The organism is Micromonospora sp. NPDC005197 (assembly GCF_040608295.1).
Classification (GTDB): Bacteria; Actinomycetota; Actinomycetes; order Mycobacteriales; family Micromonosporaceae; genus Micromonospora.
Genome location: NZ_JBEXHY010000113.1, coordinates 1 through 16621 on the forward strand (window position 1 = coordinate 1; position 16621 = coordinate 16621).

Genomic DNA, 16621 nt, shown 5'->3' on the forward strand with positions numbered 1-16621 from the left:
AAGGCTCGACCAATCCGGGGTATAAATCATAATTGGCACTGGCTTTACAAGCACCCTGTTGAGTTCTCAAAGAACAACCACACACCGATCAGAAGCTCCACATTCCGTGGAACCCCGTTTCGGGGCAACCGCTCAAACCTACTTGGTCGAACTTTCATTGTCAACCTCGTATCCGAGGCGATCAATCTGGTTCGTCCGGACCCACGATGACGCACGCCGTACCCGGCGGTCGTTTCTGTCGTGGGAAGCCGCAGACCGGCCGATCACCGCTTCGCGGCTCTCCGCCCGGCTCCTGCCGGCTTCAGAACTCTACCCGGTCGGCTTCGCGTTCGCAACCCCGTTGCCGGGGTGTCCCGCACCGCCCGATCGTCGGTCTCGCTCGGCGTTTCCGCCACGAGCCCGGTGCCCGTTCTCGGCCGGTTTGTCCGGCCTCCCCCGTGCAGAGAGAAAGTTACGCGGACCGCCGGGAGAAGGCAAATCAGGGTTCATCACTGGTTTGGTCGAGCGGATCGGCGCGGTCTGCACCCGCGGTCGGCGACGCCGCGCGCGTCGGCGTGCCAGAGTGTCAGGCATGGATGAGTCCGGGCTGGGCGCCACGGTGTTTGCCGAGGAAGCACTGCTCGGCGTCCTCCTGCCGTTCTGGCAACTGGTGATCGGCGCGGTCGTGCTCGTGGTCCTCGTGCTCTCGGTGGGACGGCTGGCCCGTCGGGGCAGATCCCGGATGACCACCGCTCTGCTGGTCACCGCCGTGGTCATCGCCGGCTTCGCGACGATCGGCGTCCTGTTGGAGGGCTGAGCGCTCAGAGCCGGCGGTTGGCCAGGCTGGGCAGCTCGGCCCGGATGGCAGCGAGGCGGGCGAGGTCCAGGTCGGCGACGGCAACGCCGGGGCCGTCCGGCAGTTGCGTGAGGACCGTCCCCCACGGGTCGACCACCATGCTGCGCCCGAAGCACGTGCGGCCGGGCTCGTGGTCGCCCGTCTGACCGGCTGCCGCCACGAAACACTGGTTCTCGATGGCGCGGGCCCGCAACAGGACCTCCCAGTGGTCCCGCCCGGTGTGCAGCATGAACGCCGCCGGCACCACCAGCAGTTGGGCGCCGCCCTCGGTGGCGAGCCGCCGGTACAGCTCCGGGAAGCGCAGGTCGTAGCAGATCGACAGCCCGACCCGGAGACCCTCAACGTCCACGACGACGGGTTGGACGCCGGGCGCGACGCTCGCCGACTCCCGGTAGGAGACCCGGCCCGGGATCTCCACGTCGTACAGATGGATCTTGCGGTAGCTCGCGGCCAGGCTGCCGGCACGGTCGAAGACCAACGACGTGTTCCAGGTGTGCTCCGGGTCCGGGCCGGCCTCGTGGAACGACCCGGCCAGCACCCACATGCCCAGCCGCCGGGCGACCCCCGCGAAGAAGCTGCCCACCTCGCCGTCGACCGGCTCCGGTTCGGGCAGGCCGGCCGCTGGGCCGAGATAGTCCACGTACTCCGGAAGGATGGCGAGGTCCGCGCCGCCGTCGGCGGCGCGTTCCAGCAGCGCCTCGGCGGCGGCCAGGTTGGCCTTGCGGTCATCCCGGGCGTTGAGCTGGCAGACGGCGACGCGCATAGGCCCAGAGTACGGCCGGGACGGCCGGCGCGGACAGCGTCAGATGCTGGCCAGCACCAGCGCCCCCGCGGCGAACCCGAGGCCGGCGATCTGGACCGGCCGCAGGCGTTCCCGGTCGACGGCGAGCGCGAGCAGCACCGTGCTGGCGGGATAGAGCGCGGCGATCGCCGCCACGATGCTGAGGTGACCCCGCGCGGCGGCGGCCATGAAGAGCGCGTTGGCGGCGCTGTCGAGCAGACCGGCGACGGCCGCCCAAACCAGCACCCGCCGGTCGAGCCGGAGCCGCACCCCGGTGCCGGCGGCGAGGATCAGGCCGAAGGCGATCGAGCTGGCCCGGACCGCCGCCACCGGCCACATGCCGGCACTCTCGCTGGCCTGGCCGAGCAGTGTGAAGAAGACGCCGAAGAGCGCGCCGGCGGCGAGGGCGAGACCCACCAGCCGCGCGGGAGCGCCCGGACCGCGGCCCCCTTCACCCAGGCTGACCAGGGCGATCGCCACCACGGCGAGGCCGGCGCCGGTGAGCGCCAAGGCGCCGGGGAAGCTCGACGTGAACAGGCCGGCGACGATCGGCACCACCGCTGCGGTGATCGCGGTGACCGGCGCCACCACGGCCATCATTCCGCCGGCGAGCGCCCGGTAGAGCAGCATGACGCCGCCAGCGCCGGCCACCCCGGCGAGCAGCCCCCAGGCGATGTCGGCGAGGTTCGGGGTCCCGGGCACCACCAGCACCAGAGCGACCAGCAGGGGGACGCTCAGCAGTTGGGAGACCACGGTCACCGCGATCGGGTCCGCCCGGCGGGACGCCTTGCCGCCGGAGAAGTCGGCGGTGCCGAAGGCAATCGCGGACACCGCGGCCAGGAGAATGGGTAGCATGCCACTGTCGTACCACAATAGTGACCGTGAAGGATAGTTTGATGACCGACACAGGTGGCCGGGTGGGCGCGGTGACCGCCGCCGTCGCCCGGCAGGTACGGGAACTGCGCGCCGCCCGGGGCTGGTCCTTCGAGGAACTGGCCGGCCGATCCGGGGTGAGCAAGGCGATGCTCGTGCAGATCGAGAGCGCCCGCACCAACCCCAGCGTCGGCACGCTGTGCCGCGTCGCTGACGCGTTCGGCGTCAACATCGCCCGACTGGTCGAGCCGGACGAGGAGCGGACGGTGCGGATCAGCTCCACGGCCGAGGCGCCCGTGCTCTGGCACGGAGAACACGGCGGCACCGGCCACCTGCTGAGCGGGCTGGGCGAGCCCGACCTGGTCGAGCTGTGGGACTGGCGGCTGGAGCCGGGGGAAGGACACCGCTCCTCCGACCACCCGCGCGGCACCCGCGAGGTGCTGCACGTCCTCGCCGGCGCGGTGATCGTCCACGTCGACGGGCAGGATCACGCCGTCCGGGCCGGTGACACGATCGAGTTCCACGCCGACCGGGAGCACGGCTACCGCAACGACGCCGCGGAACCGGCCCGGCTGATGATGGTGGCGGTCACCCCGTCGGGCGAGTGGGACCGCCGAACACGGTCACGCCGGCCGCGTCAGTAGCGAACGGCCGGCGTGGACGCGCGGAAGATCAGGCCGACTTCTCCTCGCGGTCCCGCCGGGCCCGACGCCCGGTGAACTCGCGCGGAACGATCGTCGGGTTGACGTTCTCCAGGACGACCTCGCGGGTGATCAGCACCCGGGCGGCGTCCGGGTTGCTCGGGACCTCGAACATCGCGGAGAGCAGAACCTCCTCGATGATGGCCCGCAGACCACGGGCACCCGTGCCCCGCAGCATCGCCTGGTCGGCGATCGCCTCCAACGCCGGCTCGTCGAACTCCAGCTCGACCCCGTCCAGCTCGAAGAGCCGCTGGTACTGCCGGACCAGCGCGTTGCGCGGCTCGGTGAGGATGCGCACCAGGGCGCTGCGGTCCAGGCTGCGCACATTGGTGATCACCGGGAGCCGGCCGACGAACTCGGGGATCAGGCCGAACTTGAGCATGTCTTCCGGCATGACCTGGCTGAAGATGTCATCGGTCGACCGGTCGGACACCGACCGGAGCCGTGCGCCGAAACCGGTGCCGCCCTGGCCGGTGCGGGACTCGATGATCTGATCAAGACCGGCGAACGCACCACCACAGATGAACAGCACGTTTGTGGTGTCGATCTGGATGAACTCCTGGTGCGGGTGCTTACGACCACCCTGCGGCGGCACGTTGGCCACCGTGCCTTCCAGCATCTTGAGCAGCGCCTGCTGCACACCCTCGCCGGAGACGTCCCGTGTGATCGACGGATTTTCCGACTTGCGGGCGATCTTGTCGACCTCGTCGATGTAGATGATGCCGGTCTCGGCGCGCTTGATGTCATAGTCCGCGGCCTGGATCAGCTTGAGGAGGATGTTCTCCACATCCTCACCGACGTAGCCCGCCTCGGTCAGCGCCGTGGCGTCGGCTATGGCGAACGGGACGTTCAACATCCGGGCGAGCGTCTGCGCCAGGTGGGTCTTGCCGCACCCGGTCGGCCCGAGCAGCAGGATGTTGGACTTGGCCAGCTCGACCGCGTCACTGCCGGAGCCCGGCGCGCCGGCCGCCTCGGCCTGGATGCGCTTGTAGTGGTTGTAGACCGCTACCGCGAGCGCCTTCTTGGCCTGATCCTGCCCGACGACGTAGTTGTCGAGGAACTGGCAGATCTCCATCGGCTTGGGAAGCTCTTCCCACTTCACCTCGCCGGACTCGGCCAACTCCTCTTCGATGATCTCGTTACAGAGATCGATGCACTCGTCGCAGATGTAGACCCCAGGGCCCGCGATGAGCTTCTTCACCTGCTTCTGCGACTTGCCGCAGAAGGAGCATTTCAGTAGGTCGCCGCCGTCACCGATCCGTGCCACCTACGTTCTCCCTGCACTCATCGGCCGGAGACCCGGCCCTGACCTGCGGACGCTGCGCGCCGCCCGGCTTGGTTCGCCACACCGGCCCAACCGGCGAAGCGGTACGGACCCGACGTTACCCGCTGGCGGGACATTCTCCGACCCCCAAAACGGGTGTGTCAGAGGTCGGCCGGGAACCAACGCCCCGGCCAACCCCTGACCCGGTACTGACTCAGCTGGCCGCGTTGGCAGCCAGCAGACCCTTCTTGCGGCTGGTCAGGATCGTGTCCACCAGCCCGTACTCCTTGGACTCCTCGGCCGTCATGATCTTGTCACGGTCGATGTCCTTGCGGACCTGCTCGATCGGGCGGTTGCAGTGGCGGGACAGCATGTCCTCCAACTGCGTCCGCATCCGCAGGATCTCCCGAGCCTGGATCTCGATGTCCGAGCCCTGCCCGTAGCCACCCTCGGTGGCCGGCTGGTGGATGATGATCCGCGAGTTCGGCAGGGCCATCCGCTTACCCGGCGTACCCGCCGACAGCAGCACCGCCGCCGCGCTGGCGGCCTGCCCGAGGCAGACCGTCGAGATGTCCGGACGGACGTACTGCATGGTGTCGTAGATCGCCGTCATCGCGGTGAACGAGCCACCCGGCGAGTTGATGTACATGATGATGTCGCGGTCCGGGTCGGTGCCCTCCAGCGTCAGCAGCTGGGCCATCACGTCGTTGGCCGACGCGTCGTCCACCTGGACACCGAGGAAGATGATCCGGTCCTCGAAGAGCTTGTTGTACGGGTTCGACTCCTTGACCCCGTACGACGTGCGCTCGACGAACGACGGCAGCACGTAGCGGTTGTGCACGGCCGCGAACTGGGGCGGCAAGCTCAGATCGGTCATCGTCAGCTCCTCAGCTCAGGGTCCCGGCGCCATCCGGAACCTGAGCGGCCCCGATGATCACCTTGTCGATGAAGCCGTAGTCCATGGCCTCCTGGGCGGTGAACCAACGGTCCCGGTCCGAGTCGGCCTCGATCTGCGACTGGCTCTGGCCGGTGTGGTGCGCGACGCGCTCCTGGAACATTCGCTTCGTGTAGAGCATCTGCTCCGCCTGGATGGCGATGTCGGACGCCGTGCCGCCCAGACCACCGGACGGCTGGTGCATCATGATCCGAGCGTGCGGCAGGGCGTAACGCTTGCCCTTGGTGCCCGCGCAGAGCAGCAGCTGACCCATCGAGGCAGCCATGCCCATCGCCACGGTCGACACGTCGTTGTCGATGAACTGCATGGTGTCGTAGATCGCCATGCCGGAGTAGACCGAGCCACCCGGCGAGTTGATCCACAGGTTGATGTCGCGGTCCGGGTCCTCCGCGGCGAGCAGCAGCAGCTGCGCGCAGATGCGGTTGGCGACCTGGTCGGTCACCTCACTGCCCAGGAAGATGATGCGTTCCTTGAGCAACCGGTTGTAGACCGAGTCGTCGAGGTTGCCAATGGAGTCGCCACCGCGCGCGTCAATCGCCCGGAGCGACTTCTTGGGGATGTGCATGTCGGTCATGGCAGCCCTTCGCTCTCCGTACCGTCTTTCCCGACACTAACCGCTGTACGGGGCGGCAGAGCCCCGGTCGGGGCACTGTTCGCTCTCAGCGCAGCTGTGTCAGGCGCACCCGCGGCGCGGGCGTCCGGGCGTACCCCGGAAAGGATTCGGCCGCCGTGCACCGCGCAGCGGCGGACGGCGGCCGCACCCGACGATCAGTGCTCGTGGTTGTGCTCCGCCTCGTTGGCGGCGCGCAGCGCGTCCAGGGTGACCTCGTTGCCGGCCGAGTCCTTGATCGTGATCCGCTCCATGACGGCCGCGAGCGCCTTGCCCCGCCGCACGTCACCGAAGACCGCGGCGGCCGCGCCGGAGCGCACCAGCTGGTCGTAGTACTGCTGCGGGGCCATCCCGGCGCGCTGCGCCCGGTGCACGATCTCGTGCCCGAACTCGTCGTCGGAGACCTGCACGTCCTCGGCGTCGGCCAGCGTGTCCAGCAGGAGCTGCACCTTGACGCCCTCGGTCGCCGCCTCGGTCAGCTCGGCGTCGATCTGCTCCTCGGTCTTCTCCTCGGCCGCCAGGTACTCCTCAAGCGAGGCGCCGATCCGCTCCAGCTGGTCGACCATCGCCTGCTTGCGGCTCGCGACCTCCTCGCGGACGACACCCTCCGGCGCCGGCACCTCGGCGGCCTCGACCAGCTGCGCCAGCGCCTTGTCCCGGGCCGCGTAGATCTGCTCGACCTGCTTGCCCTGCGTGACCCGCGCCCGCAGGTCGCCGCGCAGCTCCTCGATCGTGTCGAACTCGCTGGCCATCTGGGCGAACTCGTCGTTCAGCTCCGGCAGCTCCTTCTCCTTGACCGTGCGCACGGTCACCGCCACGTCGGCGTCCCGGCCGGCGAAGTCGCCGCCGACCAGCTGGGTGGTGAAGGTGGTGCTGTCGCCGGCGGCGAGACCGACCACGGCCTCGTCCAGGCCCGGCAGGAGCTGCTTGCTGCCCACCTCGTGGGAGATGTTGCTGGCCTGGCCGCCCGGCACGTCCTCGCCGTCGACGGTGGCGTTCAGGTCGATCTGCACGTAGTCGCCCTCGGCGGCGGCGCGCTCGACGGTCTTGAGGGTGGCGAACCGCTCGCGCAGGTTCTTCACCTGCTCGTCGATCTCGCTCTCGTCGATCTGCAGCTCGTCGACGGTCACCTCGATGGTGCTCGCGTCGGGCAGCGTGATCTCCGGACGGACGTCGACCTCGGCGGTGAAGTTCAGCGAGTCACCGTCGTTGAACTCGGTGATCTCGACCTCGGGACGTCCCAGCGTCTTCAGGTCGTGCTCGCGCACCGCGGCGAGGATGTTCTCCGGGATGGCGTCCTGGACCGCCTCGTTGAGGACGGTGCCCCGGCCCACCCGCTGGTCGATCACCGCGGTCGGCACCTTGCCCCGGCGGAAGCCCGGGACCTGGACCTGCGAACCGATCTCCCGGTACGCCTTCTTGAGGCTCGGCTCGAGCTCGACGAACGGCACCTCGATGGCGAGCCGCACGCGCGTCGGGCTCAGAGTCTCGACGGTGCTCTTCACAGGCGTACTCCTTGACGAATCTTGGTTTTGATTCTGGGCCTTCGATTGGCCCATCGAGTGTAGGCGAGCCGGCGGGGCCGGCCCGCAGCGCCCGGGGCGACCCGGACGCGGACGACAGTCGGGGTGGCGGGATTTGAACCCACGGCCCCTCGCTCCCAAAGCGAGTGCGCTACCAAGCTGCGCCACACCCCGTGGCGACGTGCAGTCTATGCCGTCGCCGCGCCTCAGGCGGTGCCGGGGCGTCCCCCACCCGGACAGATCCCCCAAAGGCCGCACCTTGTGCCCCGCGCGCCCGCGCCCGACGTCAAGATCCGCACGACTTCGGGGATGTGGGGGTATCCGCGAGCCGGGACACCGCCATTTCCCCGAAGTGGTGCGGATCTTGGGCGGTCGACACGCGACGCGCGTGTCCCGCGACGCCGCGGGGCGGTGGCGCGGCTGCGCACCGGACACGGGCATTGGGTACGCTGTCGGCGCGTCCCGTTTCGGCGGGGCGGAGCGCGGGCGTAGCTCAATGGCAGAGCTTCAGTCTTCCAAACTGACGGTGCGGGTTCGATTCCCGTCGCCCGCTCCACCCATGAAGGCCCAGGCAGACCGCATGATCGCGGCACCTGGGCCGTTCGCCTCTCCCGCATTGGGCTTGCACAGCGACGCAGACTGGATGCATGGGAACGGTTCAGCACCCCACCCCCGACCGTGGCTGGTTGAAGCGCGCCCAGGTGGATGCGAGCACCGATCAGTACTCCGTCGACGCGCGGGCGGAGATGATGGGCCGCCTCGCCGAGGGCGCCGGAGGCAGCCGGTTGGCCCGTGCCGTCACACGTGCCGTCGCGGGCATCACGCTGGCCGCGATCGCCGTGTCAATCGTCCTGGGCGTGCTGAACCTGATGGTTTGACCACAGGGGTCGCGGCCCGCTGGTCCGACCTCCACAGCCAGCCGCGGCGCGCCCTAAGGAGACCTCGTGAGCCATGCGGAGAGCAGATCACTGACCTCCTCCCCGAGGGCGGGCGCCGCACGCCGGGCCAGCACGAGGAGGTCCGCACGGTGGTCGGTCGTCACGTCGAGAGAGGGCAGCGGCGTGCGACGCCAGGTCGTACGGCTGGCGTCTCGCACGAGCCCGGTCACGTCGGCACGACCGCGTCGGGACAACCCCGGATCGGGGTCGACGGCCAGGAGCAGGGCGGCACGCAACCGCACGGCTTCGGGTGCCGTGCCGAGCAGCCGATAGCCTGCGCGCCGCAGTTCCACCCGCGCGCCGGTGAGCAACTGCCAGGGCAGCTCCGCCGGCAGGGTTGCCGCGACGGGTCGGAGCGCCGTGGTGGCCTCGCGGACGACCGACGGTGCGGGATCGGTCAGCAAAGGCAGGACCCGGCCGGTGTCAACGACGTCGAGCTGGCGGAGGCCGTGTACGGCCGCGGCGCGGATCGTCGCGGCCGGGTGGGTGAGGAGCCGGTTCAGCAGCGGCGCGTCGGCAGCCGAAGCGCTCTCGCTGAACCCGTGGACGGCACCTGGTGTGGGCGCGGGGCCGGTGACGGCCGCCCGGTAGTGCGCCTGCGCGTCGGTGCCGACGCGCCGAGCGGCCTCCCTGGCGATGGCCCGCACCAGCGACGCGGGGTCATCGAGACGGGTGGCCACCTCGGCCGGCTCTCCGACCCGCAGCAGGCCGGTGAGAGCGACCGCCCGTACGTCCGGCCAGCGGCTGCGGGCGAGCCGCCGCAGGATCGGGAGCCGCCCGGTCCACACCGCCTCCCTACAGGCCGCCTCGGCCGCCAGCGAGCGGATGCGTACATGGGTGTCGGACTCCGCGACGTCCACCAGGTCGTCGATCCGCAGCCAGCGCTGCGCCACCTCGACCTCGAAGACCAGCCGCCGCTGGGCCGCGGCGCCGGAGGCGCCGACCACCCGGCGTACGGCTGGCGACGCGTTGAGCAGCGCGGCCGTGACCTGGTTGGCGGCGAAGCCGCCGCGCGACCGGGCGTCCACCAACAGTGCCATCGGCATGGCCGCCGGAAGGTACGTGGCCGGGTCGTCGGCCAGCAGCAGCGCGAGGCCCGCACGGGCCCGGTCCCGCACCTGCCGGACCCAGTCGCCGGTGCGCAGCACCAGAAACGGCACCAGATCCGGGCGGGGACCGTCCAGCATGGACCGGACCGCGCGCTCGCGGACGCGTCCGTCGCGGTGGGTGCTGGCCATCGCCACGGCGAGCGGGTTGACAGTGGGCTGGGACAGACCGGCCACCAGCCGAACGAGCGGTGGCGACTGGTCCGGCAGGCACCACAGCACCTGGCGGGCGCATTCGTCGAGCCGGGCCACCATTTTCGGGGATCGAGCCAGCGCCCGCAGTGCCGCCCGGCCCAGGTCGTGGTCGGCGTTGGCGCCCACATCGGCCAGCAGGAAGGCGAGGTGCTCCACGGTTTTCCGGCCGGCGGCGGAACGCTGGGCGGCCGCGGCGATTGCCGCCTCCAGCGCCGGCTTCATCTCGGCGCTGGCTTCTTCCCGGTGCCTCGGCCTCCACGTCATGTGATCATGCTGCCGGACCAGCGGCCCGGCCCGCCTCCGAGTTATCGGCGGGTGGCCCGAGAGGGCCGGGTCACCGTGTCACCTCAGGTGGAACCGTTCGTCGACCGCGAGGGCCGCCAACTGCGGCACGGAGAACGGCAGTTCCGTCAACTCCGGCCGCGTCTCGTCGAGTTTCGTGCCCTGCGCGACGAACACCACCACACCGTCCGGGTGCCGGTAGGCCGCCCACTGGTCGAGCCGATCGTCGTCACCCGGCCGGACCACCACGCCCACCTTCGCCGCCCCGACGGCCTCGACCTGACACTCGCCCTGCATGCCCCAGAACTGGCGGGCCAGCGCGCAGGGTTCAGTGGGTAGTTGGTTGCCAGCGTCGTGCACCTCGACGACCACACGCCCGGTGCCCTGCCCCTGGGCAACGGCAACCGAGGTCAGGTAGCTCCACAGGTCGACGCCGTTCACCGTGTCCTCGAACTGCGCCTGGTGGGTCCGCAGCGTCCTCTGGTCGGCGGGCTGGTTCGCCGGGTCCTCCGGCGCGGTGTAGCCGGCGGGCACGACGGAGACGACCTCGTCGAGCAGCCGTATCCCCTGGTCGTACTTCGACCCTGCCCGCGCGGTCCGGTCCTCCTGTGGTTGACCGTCCGGCCCGGCCGGCCACGGCTTCCTGGTGTCTGACGCCGACGGGTTCGGAATGGCCTGCGGACCCCCTGCCGGCTGGTAGACGTCGCCCTTGGGTGTGCCCACGGCGGCGAGGCCGGCGACCGCCAGCACCACGGCCGCCGATCCGGCGCACGCCCAGGCGGTACGGCGGCGACTGCGGGCGCGTCGTCCCGCGTCGAGCGCGGCCACCGTACTCAACGGTGGTGGCGAGGCGGCCTCCGCCATCTCGCGGCGCAGCGCCTCACGCAGGTCTTCTCCGTTCATCACTTCCCCATCTCGATCCCGCTGTTCGTGGTTGCCAGGAGGCCGCGCAGCGTGTCCAGCCCGCGCGCCGCCTGGCTCTTCACCGTCCCCGGCGAGCAGTCCAGCAGCGCCGCGACGTCCTCGACCGAAAGGTCCTCCCAGTAGCGGAGAACCAGCACCGCCCGTTGACGCGGCGCCACCGAGGCGAGCGCCCGCAGCAGCACCAGACGGGTCTCCGGCGAGTCGGACGGTGCCGCCTGCTCGGCGTTGTCGCCGCCCACCCGTTCACGCCGCCACCAGCCGCGGCGGCGCTCGTCGAGGAACGTGCGGATCAGGATCTGCCGCACGTAGTTGTCGAGCACCTCGTGCCGGGAGACGCGGTTCCAGACCAGGTAGAGCTTCACGAACGCGGTCTGGACCAAGTCCTCCGCCCGATGCCAGTCGCCGCACAGCAGGTACGCCGTGCCACGCATCGCGTCCGACCTCGCCGCGAAATAGTCGGCGAACGCCGCGTCGCGATCGCTCATCCAGGCCTCCGATCCCCGATTCGAGATAGTCACGCCGGGTCCGGCCCAGCGGGTTGCATCGCGACAGGAAGAACTCGCCGGAGTCGAGGCCGGTTGCGCGTCAACCTGTGACGGCGACCGCGGCGAGCGTGCCCTTGCCGAGGACGAGCAGCAGGTCGGGCGTGAGGCGGCGGATGCCGTTGAGCTGCTTGTCGACCAGGGCTCGGGCGTGGGGCCGGCCGCTGTGGTCGACGAGCATCAGCATTCCCGGCCGCCTCGTGGCCACGACCTGCCCGGCGCCGACCCGGACGGCTTTCCCGGCGACGTCCGACCCCACGTCGAGCCGCCAGAGCCTGGTGCCGGTCTTCAGGTCCACGGCGACGAGCCCGTCCCGGAGTTCCGGCACCCACGCCGTCGCGTCCGCGACCCCGATGCCGTGGTGGGCCAGATCGTGGTCGTGCCGGAAGAATTCGCCCGAGGCGCCGGCGGCGGGCTGGAGCTGCCAGACGGTACGTGCTCCGCAGCGCAGCAGAACGCGGTCGGCGTCAGCGGGGACGAACGCCGGCCACTGGCCGTCGCCGGCCACGAGCGGCTCGGGAAGAGTCCAGCGGAACACCTCGCCTCCATCGCGCCCGTCGAGCAGTCGCACCGACGTACCGCCCGGCTCGCCGACGAGCACCTGTCCGCCGACCACCCTGGGTAGCAGGGTCGCCGTTCGCTGCGGGTCGGTCCAGAGCGGGCTCCCGGTCCACCGGTCGTACGCCCGGAGCCGGGTATACCCGCGCCAGCCCCCCGCAAGGACGCGGTCCCCGGCAACCACGATGTGACCGGGGAACGGGGACAGGTCGGCGCTCCAGAGGATGGCTCCGGTGTGCAGGTCGAGGCAGCGCAACTCGGCGCGGTCCTGACTGATCACCCAGCACTGCGTACCGTCGACGACCACCGCCCGGGGCCAGGTACCGATCGGGACGTCCCAGCGGGTCGCGCCATCGACCGGGTCGAGGCAGACGAGACGAGTGCCGCGCTCGTGCACCACCACGCAGTCGGACGCGCTGGCGATCGCTGTCGGGTCGGGTCGCTGGTGCAGCGACCGACGCCATCGAACCTGGAAGATCACTCCAACCTAACCTCCGGGGCCACCGTCGTGGTGTCCACGAGCGAGATCCCTTGACAGGTGTCGATCTGTGCACTGGTGTAAGGACCAAGCACATCGACGTCCGTCACAGGAGGGCACATGATCGTCCGACGACGGTGGATGGCTGCCGCCACCACAGCGATCCTGATCAGCGCGGCGCTGTCTCATCCCGGCCCGGCAGCGGCGAAACCCGCCGCCGACGCCACACCGATCACCCTGGCCGCGACCGAGACCGCTCTGGTCCGGGTGCAGCTGCGCGACCAGGCCCAGCTCGACCGGTTGGTCGCCGCCGGCGCCGACCTGGCCAACCGGCCCCGGGCGCGGGACGGGCGGATCCTCGCCGACCTGGTGCTGACCGGCGCGCAGCTCGCCGACCTCACCGCCCAGGGCGCCACAGCCACCCAGATCGTTCAACGGGCCGGCGACGGCAGCCGGCACTTCGCGGACAGCGTCCGCGCGGCGCAGGCCCGCACCGCCTCCGGGCTGCGCGCGCCGGGCACCGGACAGCGCACCACCGCCGCCGTCGGGGTCGACACCCTCGCGGTGCAGCAGGCGTACTGGTGGACCACCGGTGGGCAGACGTTCCTGCAGGCGCAGGTGGCCACCACCGCCACCGACGACCCGGACGTGGAGATCACCGTCAGTTGGCGGACCGCGGACGGCGCCACCGGATCGTTCCCGCTCTACCGGTTCGAGGACTCGGGCGAGTACCAGTACCACTACAACCTCCCCCAGCCGGTGCCGAGCCGGCCGGTCCAGCTGACCGCCACCTCCAGCCTTGGCGGGGTCAGCCGAACGGTCACGCCGGCGCTGTGGCCGAACGCCACCCCGCCGCCGCTGCCGGCCGGCTACCAGAAGGACTTCATCGACGCGTACCTGACGCCGGTGGACATCCAGGCGCGGATCAAGCGGCTGGCCCGCCAGTACCGGGACCTGGTGGACGTCATCGACCTGCCGAACAAGACCCAGGGGTACCGCCGCAACGCCGTCGCGTACCTGGGTGACCCGGCAGTCTCCGCCGTGGTGGTCGAGTCGGTCCGCTTCGGTGACCAGGGCATGAACGGCGTCCAGGTGCGCACGGTCGACCCGGGCCGGCCCTCCCGGCCGCTGACCGTCGGCTACCGGGACCGCGTCCTCACGGTCACGCTCGCCACCGACGCGGCCGGCAAGACGGTGAGCACCACCGACGACGTCGCCGCGGCCATCAACGCCCGCCAGAAGAACCGGTTCCGGGCCACCGTCGAGGACGGCTCGACCGGGCTGCCGATGCCGGTCGCCGGTCCGGCCCGCCTCGACGACGGCCTCCAGGGCACCGAGGTGCCGGCGAAGCCGTGGACGGTGCAGGCGCTGCGCCTCGGCGTGCACCGCGACGGCTCCCGGGTCGGCGTGCTGGCGTACTCCCAGGAACACGCCCGGGAATGGGCCACCCCGCTGGTGACGCTGGAGTTCGCCGAGCGGATGCTGGCCAACGCCCGTACCGACCCGGCCACCCGTCAGCTGCTGGAACAGGTCGACGTCTTCGTCATCCCGACGGTCAACCCGGACGGGGCGAACTACTCGTTCAACGACTTCAACTTCCAGCGCAAGAACCTGGTCAACCACTGCACCGGGCCGGCCCGCGACCCGCGCTACCGCACCTCGTGGGGCGTCGACGTCAACCGCAACTACACCGTCGGGTCGTACTTCGACGGGTACGTGGGTGCCAGCGCGAACTGTCTCTCCGGCAACTACGCCGGCACGGCGGAGCTGTCCGAGGCGGAGAGCGGCAACGTCATCGCGCTGGCCAAGGCCCACCCGAACATCAAATTCGCGATGAACGTGCACTCCTACGGCGGGTACTTCATGTGGCCGCCGGGGGCGTACCGGGCCGACGGTCGGATCACCCTGCCCCGACCGTCGATCGACGAGTCGACGCTGTTCCTGAACAGCGCCCGGCGCATCGTCGGCGCCATCGCCCAGGAACGCGGCACGGTGACCTGGCCGTCGCAGACCGGCCCGGTCGCCGACGTGCTCTACTCCGCCGCCGGCAACTCGGCCGACCAGCTCTACTACGAGCTGGGCATCTTCGCCTGGGACTTCGAGGTCGGCAACGACCGCTGGAATCCGGCCACCGGCGAGTGGGAAGGCGTCGGCTTCCAGCCGCCGTTCGACGAGGCGCACGGCGAGTCCCAGGAGTACGCGGGCGGCCTGGTCGAACTGGTCCGGGTGGCCCGCGACCACGCCGCCGCCGAGGCGGCCACCGGCTGACCCGGCAGGGATGCCGGGTCGACTCGGCTGACCCGAACGACGGACGCGCCGGCCGGCCACGGATGAACCGTGGCCGGCCGGGTAAGCAGCGGCCTTGCCTGGTGGGGAGACGACCGGCGTCGCGGTGTCGCGCGACGCCGACGCACGGGCGGGCGGCCTGGCCGGCCCGCCCGTGCGCGCCCCGGGTCAGTTCGAGGTGATCCAGTTCCAGGCCGAGACGACCCACTCGGTCTGCTGCAGCCAGGCCACGCCGAGACCGACGAGGAAGACAGCGGTGGCCAGGTGGGCGCCCCGCGCGCTGCGTCGGACCCGCCCGAGCTGCCGCTCCAGCACCAACCGACCGATCACCCGGGCCAGCGCGAACAGGCCGACCGCCACCAGCAGGCTCAACACGAGCACCAGCAGCGGGCCGGACAGGTCGCCGCCACCGGAGAGCGCCCAGATCCCCCAACACACGAACGCGAACAGGCCACCCGCCGCGCTCCACTCGCCGCCGCGACGTAACTGGGCCAGGCGCCAGCTCAACGGTCGGCGCGCCGCCGGCTCGCCCGGCCAGCCCGTACCGGTCGGCTCCTGCTCGACCACCGGAAACGGTTCGGTCCGTGGGTTACGCGGCTGACCCACCGGCGCCACACCCCGGCGGAACCCGTCCCGCTGCGGCGGCACCCCGACGCCGGCCTGCGGTGGGACCTCCACGGTTCGCTCCGCCCACGGCTGCGTCTGGTCTGCCATCTCGTCCTCCCCCTGACCGGCGGCAGCCCCGAATTCGAGGAGCCAGCCGGCGAACCCGACCGGCGGCACGATCACCGCCCGAATCCGAGGGTAGCCAGCCGGCAAATCGGTCGCCGACCGCCGTCCGGCGCGAACCCGGCACGACGTGCCGAATTCCACACCGGGCGAGGTACGGTCGGCTGATGGGTGATCCGGAGCGACGCAGGCGACGGCTGCGCCACCAGTCCGACTCCGACCCGGCCGGGCGCGGCGCCGACGGTACGACGGCCAGCACGGCCGGCGTACACGACGGCGTGGAGTCGCCGCCGCGGCGTCGGGGGCCCGGCGGCGACGACCGCGACGGCGAGCGGGGTCTACGGGGGCTGGTCGGCTCCGGCTCGTCCCAGGTGGGGCTGAGCGCCGCGCTGCGGGCCCGGGACGCCGCCCGGCCCACCGACGACGACCTTGCCGAGGCGGAGGCCCGGGTGGTCGTCGTCCGCCGCAACTGGGTGCCCCGCGAGGAGCTGCCCCGCTCGCCGCGCTGAGGCCGGCGGCCCGGGTCAGGGCAGGTCGGGCAGTTCCCGGGTCTGCTCGTACGTGGCGACCTGGATGATCCGGCGGGCGTGCCGCTCGTTGCCGGAGAACGGCGTGTTCAGGAACGCCTCGACGATGCCGGTGGCCTCGTCCAGGGTGTGCTGGCGGGCGCCCACCGCGACGACGTTCGCGTCGTTGTGCTGGCGGGCGAGCTGAGCCGTCTCGACGCTCCAGGCCAGCGCGGCCCGTACGCCGACGACCTTGTTCGCGGCGATCTGCTCGCCGTTGCCGGACCCGCCGATGACCACCCCCAGGGAGGTCTCGTCGGCCACCACCCGGTCACCCGTGTGCAGGCAGAACGTCGGGTAGTCGTCGTCCGGGTCGTAGCTGTGCGGGCCGACGTCGACCACGTCGTACCCCTGCTTGGCCAGGTGATTGGCCAGGTGCACCTTCAACTCGAAACCGGCGTGGTCGGATCCCAGGTAGACGCGCATACCGGGCAGTCTGTCAGGCCGCGCTCTCCGACGCCGCCCCTGCGGCGTC

The 16621-nt window shown here is 71.1% G+C and carries 17 protein-coding genes and 2 tRNA genes; 6 read left to right on the forward strand and 13 right to left on the reverse strand.

The window, feature by feature from the left end; translation table 11 throughout:
* Positions 1 to 571: 571 nt before the first annotated feature.
* Positions 572 to 796 (forward strand): hypothetical protein, encoded by a 225-nt coding sequence (locus tag ABZU46_RS25720; RefSeq protein ID WP_354861749.1) that lies wholly within the window; start codon positions 572 to 574, stop codon positions 794 to 796.
* Between the two features lie 4 nt (positions 797 to 800).
* Here ABZU46_RS25720 and ABZU46_RS25725 read toward each other — a convergent pair whose 3' ends face one another.
* Both ABZU46_RS25725 and ABZU46_RS25730 read right to left on the reverse strand, forming a co-directional pair.
* Positions 801 to 1598, reverse strand: a complete 798-nt coding sequence (locus tag ABZU46_RS25725; RefSeq protein ID WP_354861750.1) for a carbon-nitrogen hydrolase family protein — start codon at positions 1596 to 1598, stop codon at positions 801 to 803.
* Between the two features lie 39 nt (positions 1599 to 1637).
* Complete coding sequence (locus tag ABZU46_RS25730) at positions 1638 to 2471, reverse strand: DMT family transporter (RefSeq protein ID WP_354861752.1); 834 nt, start codon at positions 2469 to 2471, stop codon at positions 1638 to 1640.
* Between the two features lie 41 nt (positions 2472 to 2512).
* On the opposite strand from ABZU46_RS25730, the gene ABZU46_RS25735 reads away from it, so the two are divergent.
* Complete coding sequence (locus tag ABZU46_RS25735; protein ID WP_354861754.1) at positions 2513 to 3133, forward strand: XRE family transcriptional regulator; 621 nt, start codon at positions 2513 to 2515, stop codon at positions 3131 to 3133.
* A 28-nt stretch (positions 3134 to 3161) separates the two neighbouring features.
* On the opposite strand, the gene clpX is transcribed toward ABZU46_RS25735, so the two are convergent.
* The 5 genes from clpX to ABZU46_RS25760 all read right to left on the reverse strand — a co-directional run bounded on the left by clpX (position 3162) and on the right by ABZU46_RS25760 (position 7716).
* Positions 3162 to 4457 carry an ATP-dependent Clp protease ATP-binding subunit ClpX gene (gene clpX / locus ABZU46_RS25740; protein ID WP_139588132.1) on the reverse strand — a complete coding sequence of 432 codons (1296 nt, stop codon included), beginning with the start codon at positions 4455 to 4457 and terminating at the stop codon, positions 3162 to 3164.
* Between the two features lie 211 nt (positions 4458 to 4668).
* Positions 4669 to 5331 (reverse strand): ATP-dependent Clp protease proteolytic subunit, encoded by a 663-nt coding sequence (locus ABZU46_RS25745; protein ID WP_121652300.1) that lies wholly within the window; start codon positions 5329 to 5331, stop codon positions 4669 to 4671.
* A gap of 10 nt (positions 5332 to 5341) precedes the next feature.
* A complete protein-coding gene (locus ABZU46_RS25750; protein WP_007464111.1) occupies positions 5342 to 5983 on the reverse strand; it encodes an ATP-dependent Clp protease proteolytic subunit in 642 nt (213 codons plus the stop codon).
* A gap of 194 nt (positions 5984 to 6177) precedes the next feature.
* On the reverse strand, positions 6178 to 7524 hold the full coding sequence (gene tig, locus ABZU46_RS25755; RefSeq protein WP_354861756.1) for a trigger factor: 1347 nt from the start codon (positions 7522 to 7524) through the stop codon (positions 6178 to 6180).
* A gap of 118 nt (positions 7525 to 7642) precedes the next feature.
* A tRNA-Pro gene (locus tag ABZU46_RS25760) sits at positions 7643 to 7716 on the reverse strand.
* 308 nt (positions 7717 to 8024) lie between these two features.
* On the opposite strand from ABZU46_RS25760, the gene ABZU46_RS25765 reads away from it, so the two are divergent.
* Both ABZU46_RS25765 and ABZU46_RS25770 read left to right on the forward strand, forming a co-directional pair.
* A tRNA-Gly gene (locus tag ABZU46_RS25765) sits at positions 8025 to 8098 on the forward strand.
* 91 nt (positions 8099 to 8189) lie between these two features.
* Positions 8190 to 8420, forward strand: coding sequence for a hypothetical protein (locus ABZU46_RS25770; RefSeq protein ID WP_354861757.1), 231 nt, complete (start codon positions 8190 to 8192; stop codon positions 8418 to 8420).
* A 53-nt stretch (positions 8421 to 8473) separates the two neighbouring features.
* Here the strand turns inward: ABZU46_RS25770 and ABZU46_RS25775 are convergent, their stop codons facing one another.
* The 4 genes from ABZU46_RS25775 to ABZU46_RS25790 form a co-directional block, all read right to left on the reverse strand.
* Positions 8474 to 10045, reverse strand: coding sequence for a hypothetical protein (locus ABZU46_RS25775; RefSeq protein WP_354861758.1), 1572 nt, complete (start codon positions 10043 to 10045; stop codon positions 8474 to 8476).
* A 78-nt stretch (positions 10046 to 10123) separates the two neighbouring features.
* A complete protein-coding gene (locus ABZU46_RS25780; RefSeq protein WP_354861760.1) occupies positions 10124 to 10966 on the reverse strand; it encodes a hypothetical protein in 843 nt (280 codons plus the stop codon).
* Positions 10966 to 11472, reverse strand: coding sequence for a SigE family RNA polymerase sigma factor (locus tag ABZU46_RS25785; protein ID WP_354861761.1), 507 nt, complete (start codon positions 11470 to 11472; stop codon positions 10966 to 10968). Before ABZU46_RS25785 ends, ABZU46_RS25780 begins: the two co-directional genes overlap by 1 nt.
* 100 nt (positions 11473 to 11572) lie before the next feature.
* Positions 11573 to 12568 (reverse strand): PQQ-binding-like beta-propeller repeat protein, encoded by a 996-nt coding sequence (locus ABZU46_RS25790; RefSeq protein ID WP_354861763.1) that lies wholly within the window; start codon positions 12566 to 12568, stop codon positions 11573 to 11575.
* Positions 12569 to 12685: 117 nt separating this feature from the next.
* On the opposite strand from ABZU46_RS25790, the gene ABZU46_RS25795 reads away from it, so the two are divergent.
* On the forward strand, positions 12686 to 14833 hold the full coding sequence (locus ABZU46_RS25795; RefSeq protein ID WP_354861765.1) for a M14 family zinc carboxypeptidase: 2148 nt from the start codon (positions 12686 to 12688) through the stop codon (positions 14831 to 14833).
* Between the two features lie 186 nt (positions 14834 to 15019).
* Here ABZU46_RS25795 and ABZU46_RS25800 read toward each other — a convergent pair whose 3' ends face one another.
* Complete coding sequence (locus ABZU46_RS25800) at positions 15020 to 15565, reverse strand: hypothetical protein (protein WP_354861766.1); 546 nt, start codon at positions 15563 to 15565, stop codon at positions 15020 to 15022.
* Positions 15566 to 15747: 182 nt separating this feature from the next.
* Between ABZU46_RS25800 and ABZU46_RS25805 the strand changes: the two genes are divergently transcribed.
* Complete coding sequence (locus tag ABZU46_RS25805; RefSeq protein ID WP_354861768.1) at positions 15748 to 16089, forward strand: hypothetical protein; 342 nt, start codon at positions 15748 to 15750, stop codon at positions 16087 to 16089.
* Between the two features lie 15 nt (positions 16090 to 16104).
* Here ABZU46_RS25805 and ABZU46_RS25810 read toward each other — a convergent pair whose 3' ends face one another.
* The gene (locus ABZU46_RS25810) at positions 16105 to 16572 is read right to left on the reverse strand and encodes a ribose-5-phosphate isomerase (RefSeq protein ID WP_354861770.1); all 468 of its coding nucleotides are present in this window, start codon (positions 16570 to 16572) and stop codon (positions 16105 to 16107) included.
* Positions 16573 to 16621 lie beyond the last annotated feature (49 nt).

Excerpts from the sequence above, each read along its gene's own strand:
- ABZU46_RS25795 (WP_354861765.1), top strand. The coding sequence starts at position 12,686 with ATGATCGTCCGACGACGGTGGATGGCTGCCGCCACCACAGCGATCCTG.
- ABZU46_RS25805 (WP_354861768.1), top strand. The coding sequence starts at position 15,748 with ATGGGTGATCCGGAGCGACGCAGGCGACGGCTGCGCCACCAGTCCGAC.
- ABZU46_RS25720 (WP_354861749.1), top strand. The coding sequence starts at position 572 with ATGGATGAGTCCGGGCTGGGCGCCACGGTGTTTGCCGAGGAAGCACTG.
- ABZU46_RS25730 (WP_354861752.1), bottom strand. The coding sequence starts at position 2,471 with ATGCTACCCATTCTCCTGGCCGCGGTGTCCGCGATTGCCTTCGGCACC.
- ABZU46_RS25750 (WP_007464111.1), bottom strand. The coding sequence starts at position 5,983 with ATGACCGACATGCACATCCCCAAGAAGTCGCTCCGGGCGATTGACGCG.
- ABZU46_RS25725 (WP_354861750.1), bottom strand. The coding sequence starts at position 1,598 with ATGCGCGTCGCCGTCTGCCAGCTCAACGCCCGGGATGACCGCAAGGCC.
- ABZU46_RS25745 (WP_121652300.1), bottom strand. The coding sequence starts at position 5,331 with ATGACCGATCTGAGCTTGCCGCCCCAGTTCGCGGCCGTGCACAACCGC.
- ABZU46_RS25800 (WP_354861766.1), bottom strand. The coding sequence starts at position 15,565 with ATGGCAGACCAGACGCAGCCGTGGGCGGAGCGAACCGTGGAGGTCCCA.
- ABZU46_RS25785 (WP_354861761.1), bottom strand. The coding sequence starts at position 11,472 with ATGAGCGATCGCGACGCGGCGTTCGCCGACTATTTCGCGGCGAGGTCG.
- ABZU46_RS25770 (WP_354861757.1), top strand. The coding sequence starts at position 8,190 with ATGGGAACGGTTCAGCACCCCACCCCCGACCGTGGCTGGTTGAAGCGC.
- ABZU46_RS25735 (WP_354861754.1), top strand. The coding sequence starts at position 2,513 with ATGACCGACACAGGTGGCCGGGTGGGCGCGGTGACCGCCGCCGTCGCC.
- ABZU46_RS25810 (WP_354861770.1), bottom strand. The coding sequence starts at position 16,572 with ATGCGCGTCTACCTGGGATCCGACCACGCCGGTTTCGAGTTGAAGGTG.
- ABZU46_RS25780 (WP_354861760.1), bottom strand. The coding sequence starts at position 10,966 with ATGAACGGAGAAGACCTGCGTGAGGCGCTGCGCCGCGAGATGGCGGAG.
- ABZU46_RS25775 (WP_354861758.1), bottom strand. The coding sequence starts at position 10,045 with ATGACGTGGAGGCCGAGGCACCGGGAAGAAGCCAGCGCCGAGATGAAG.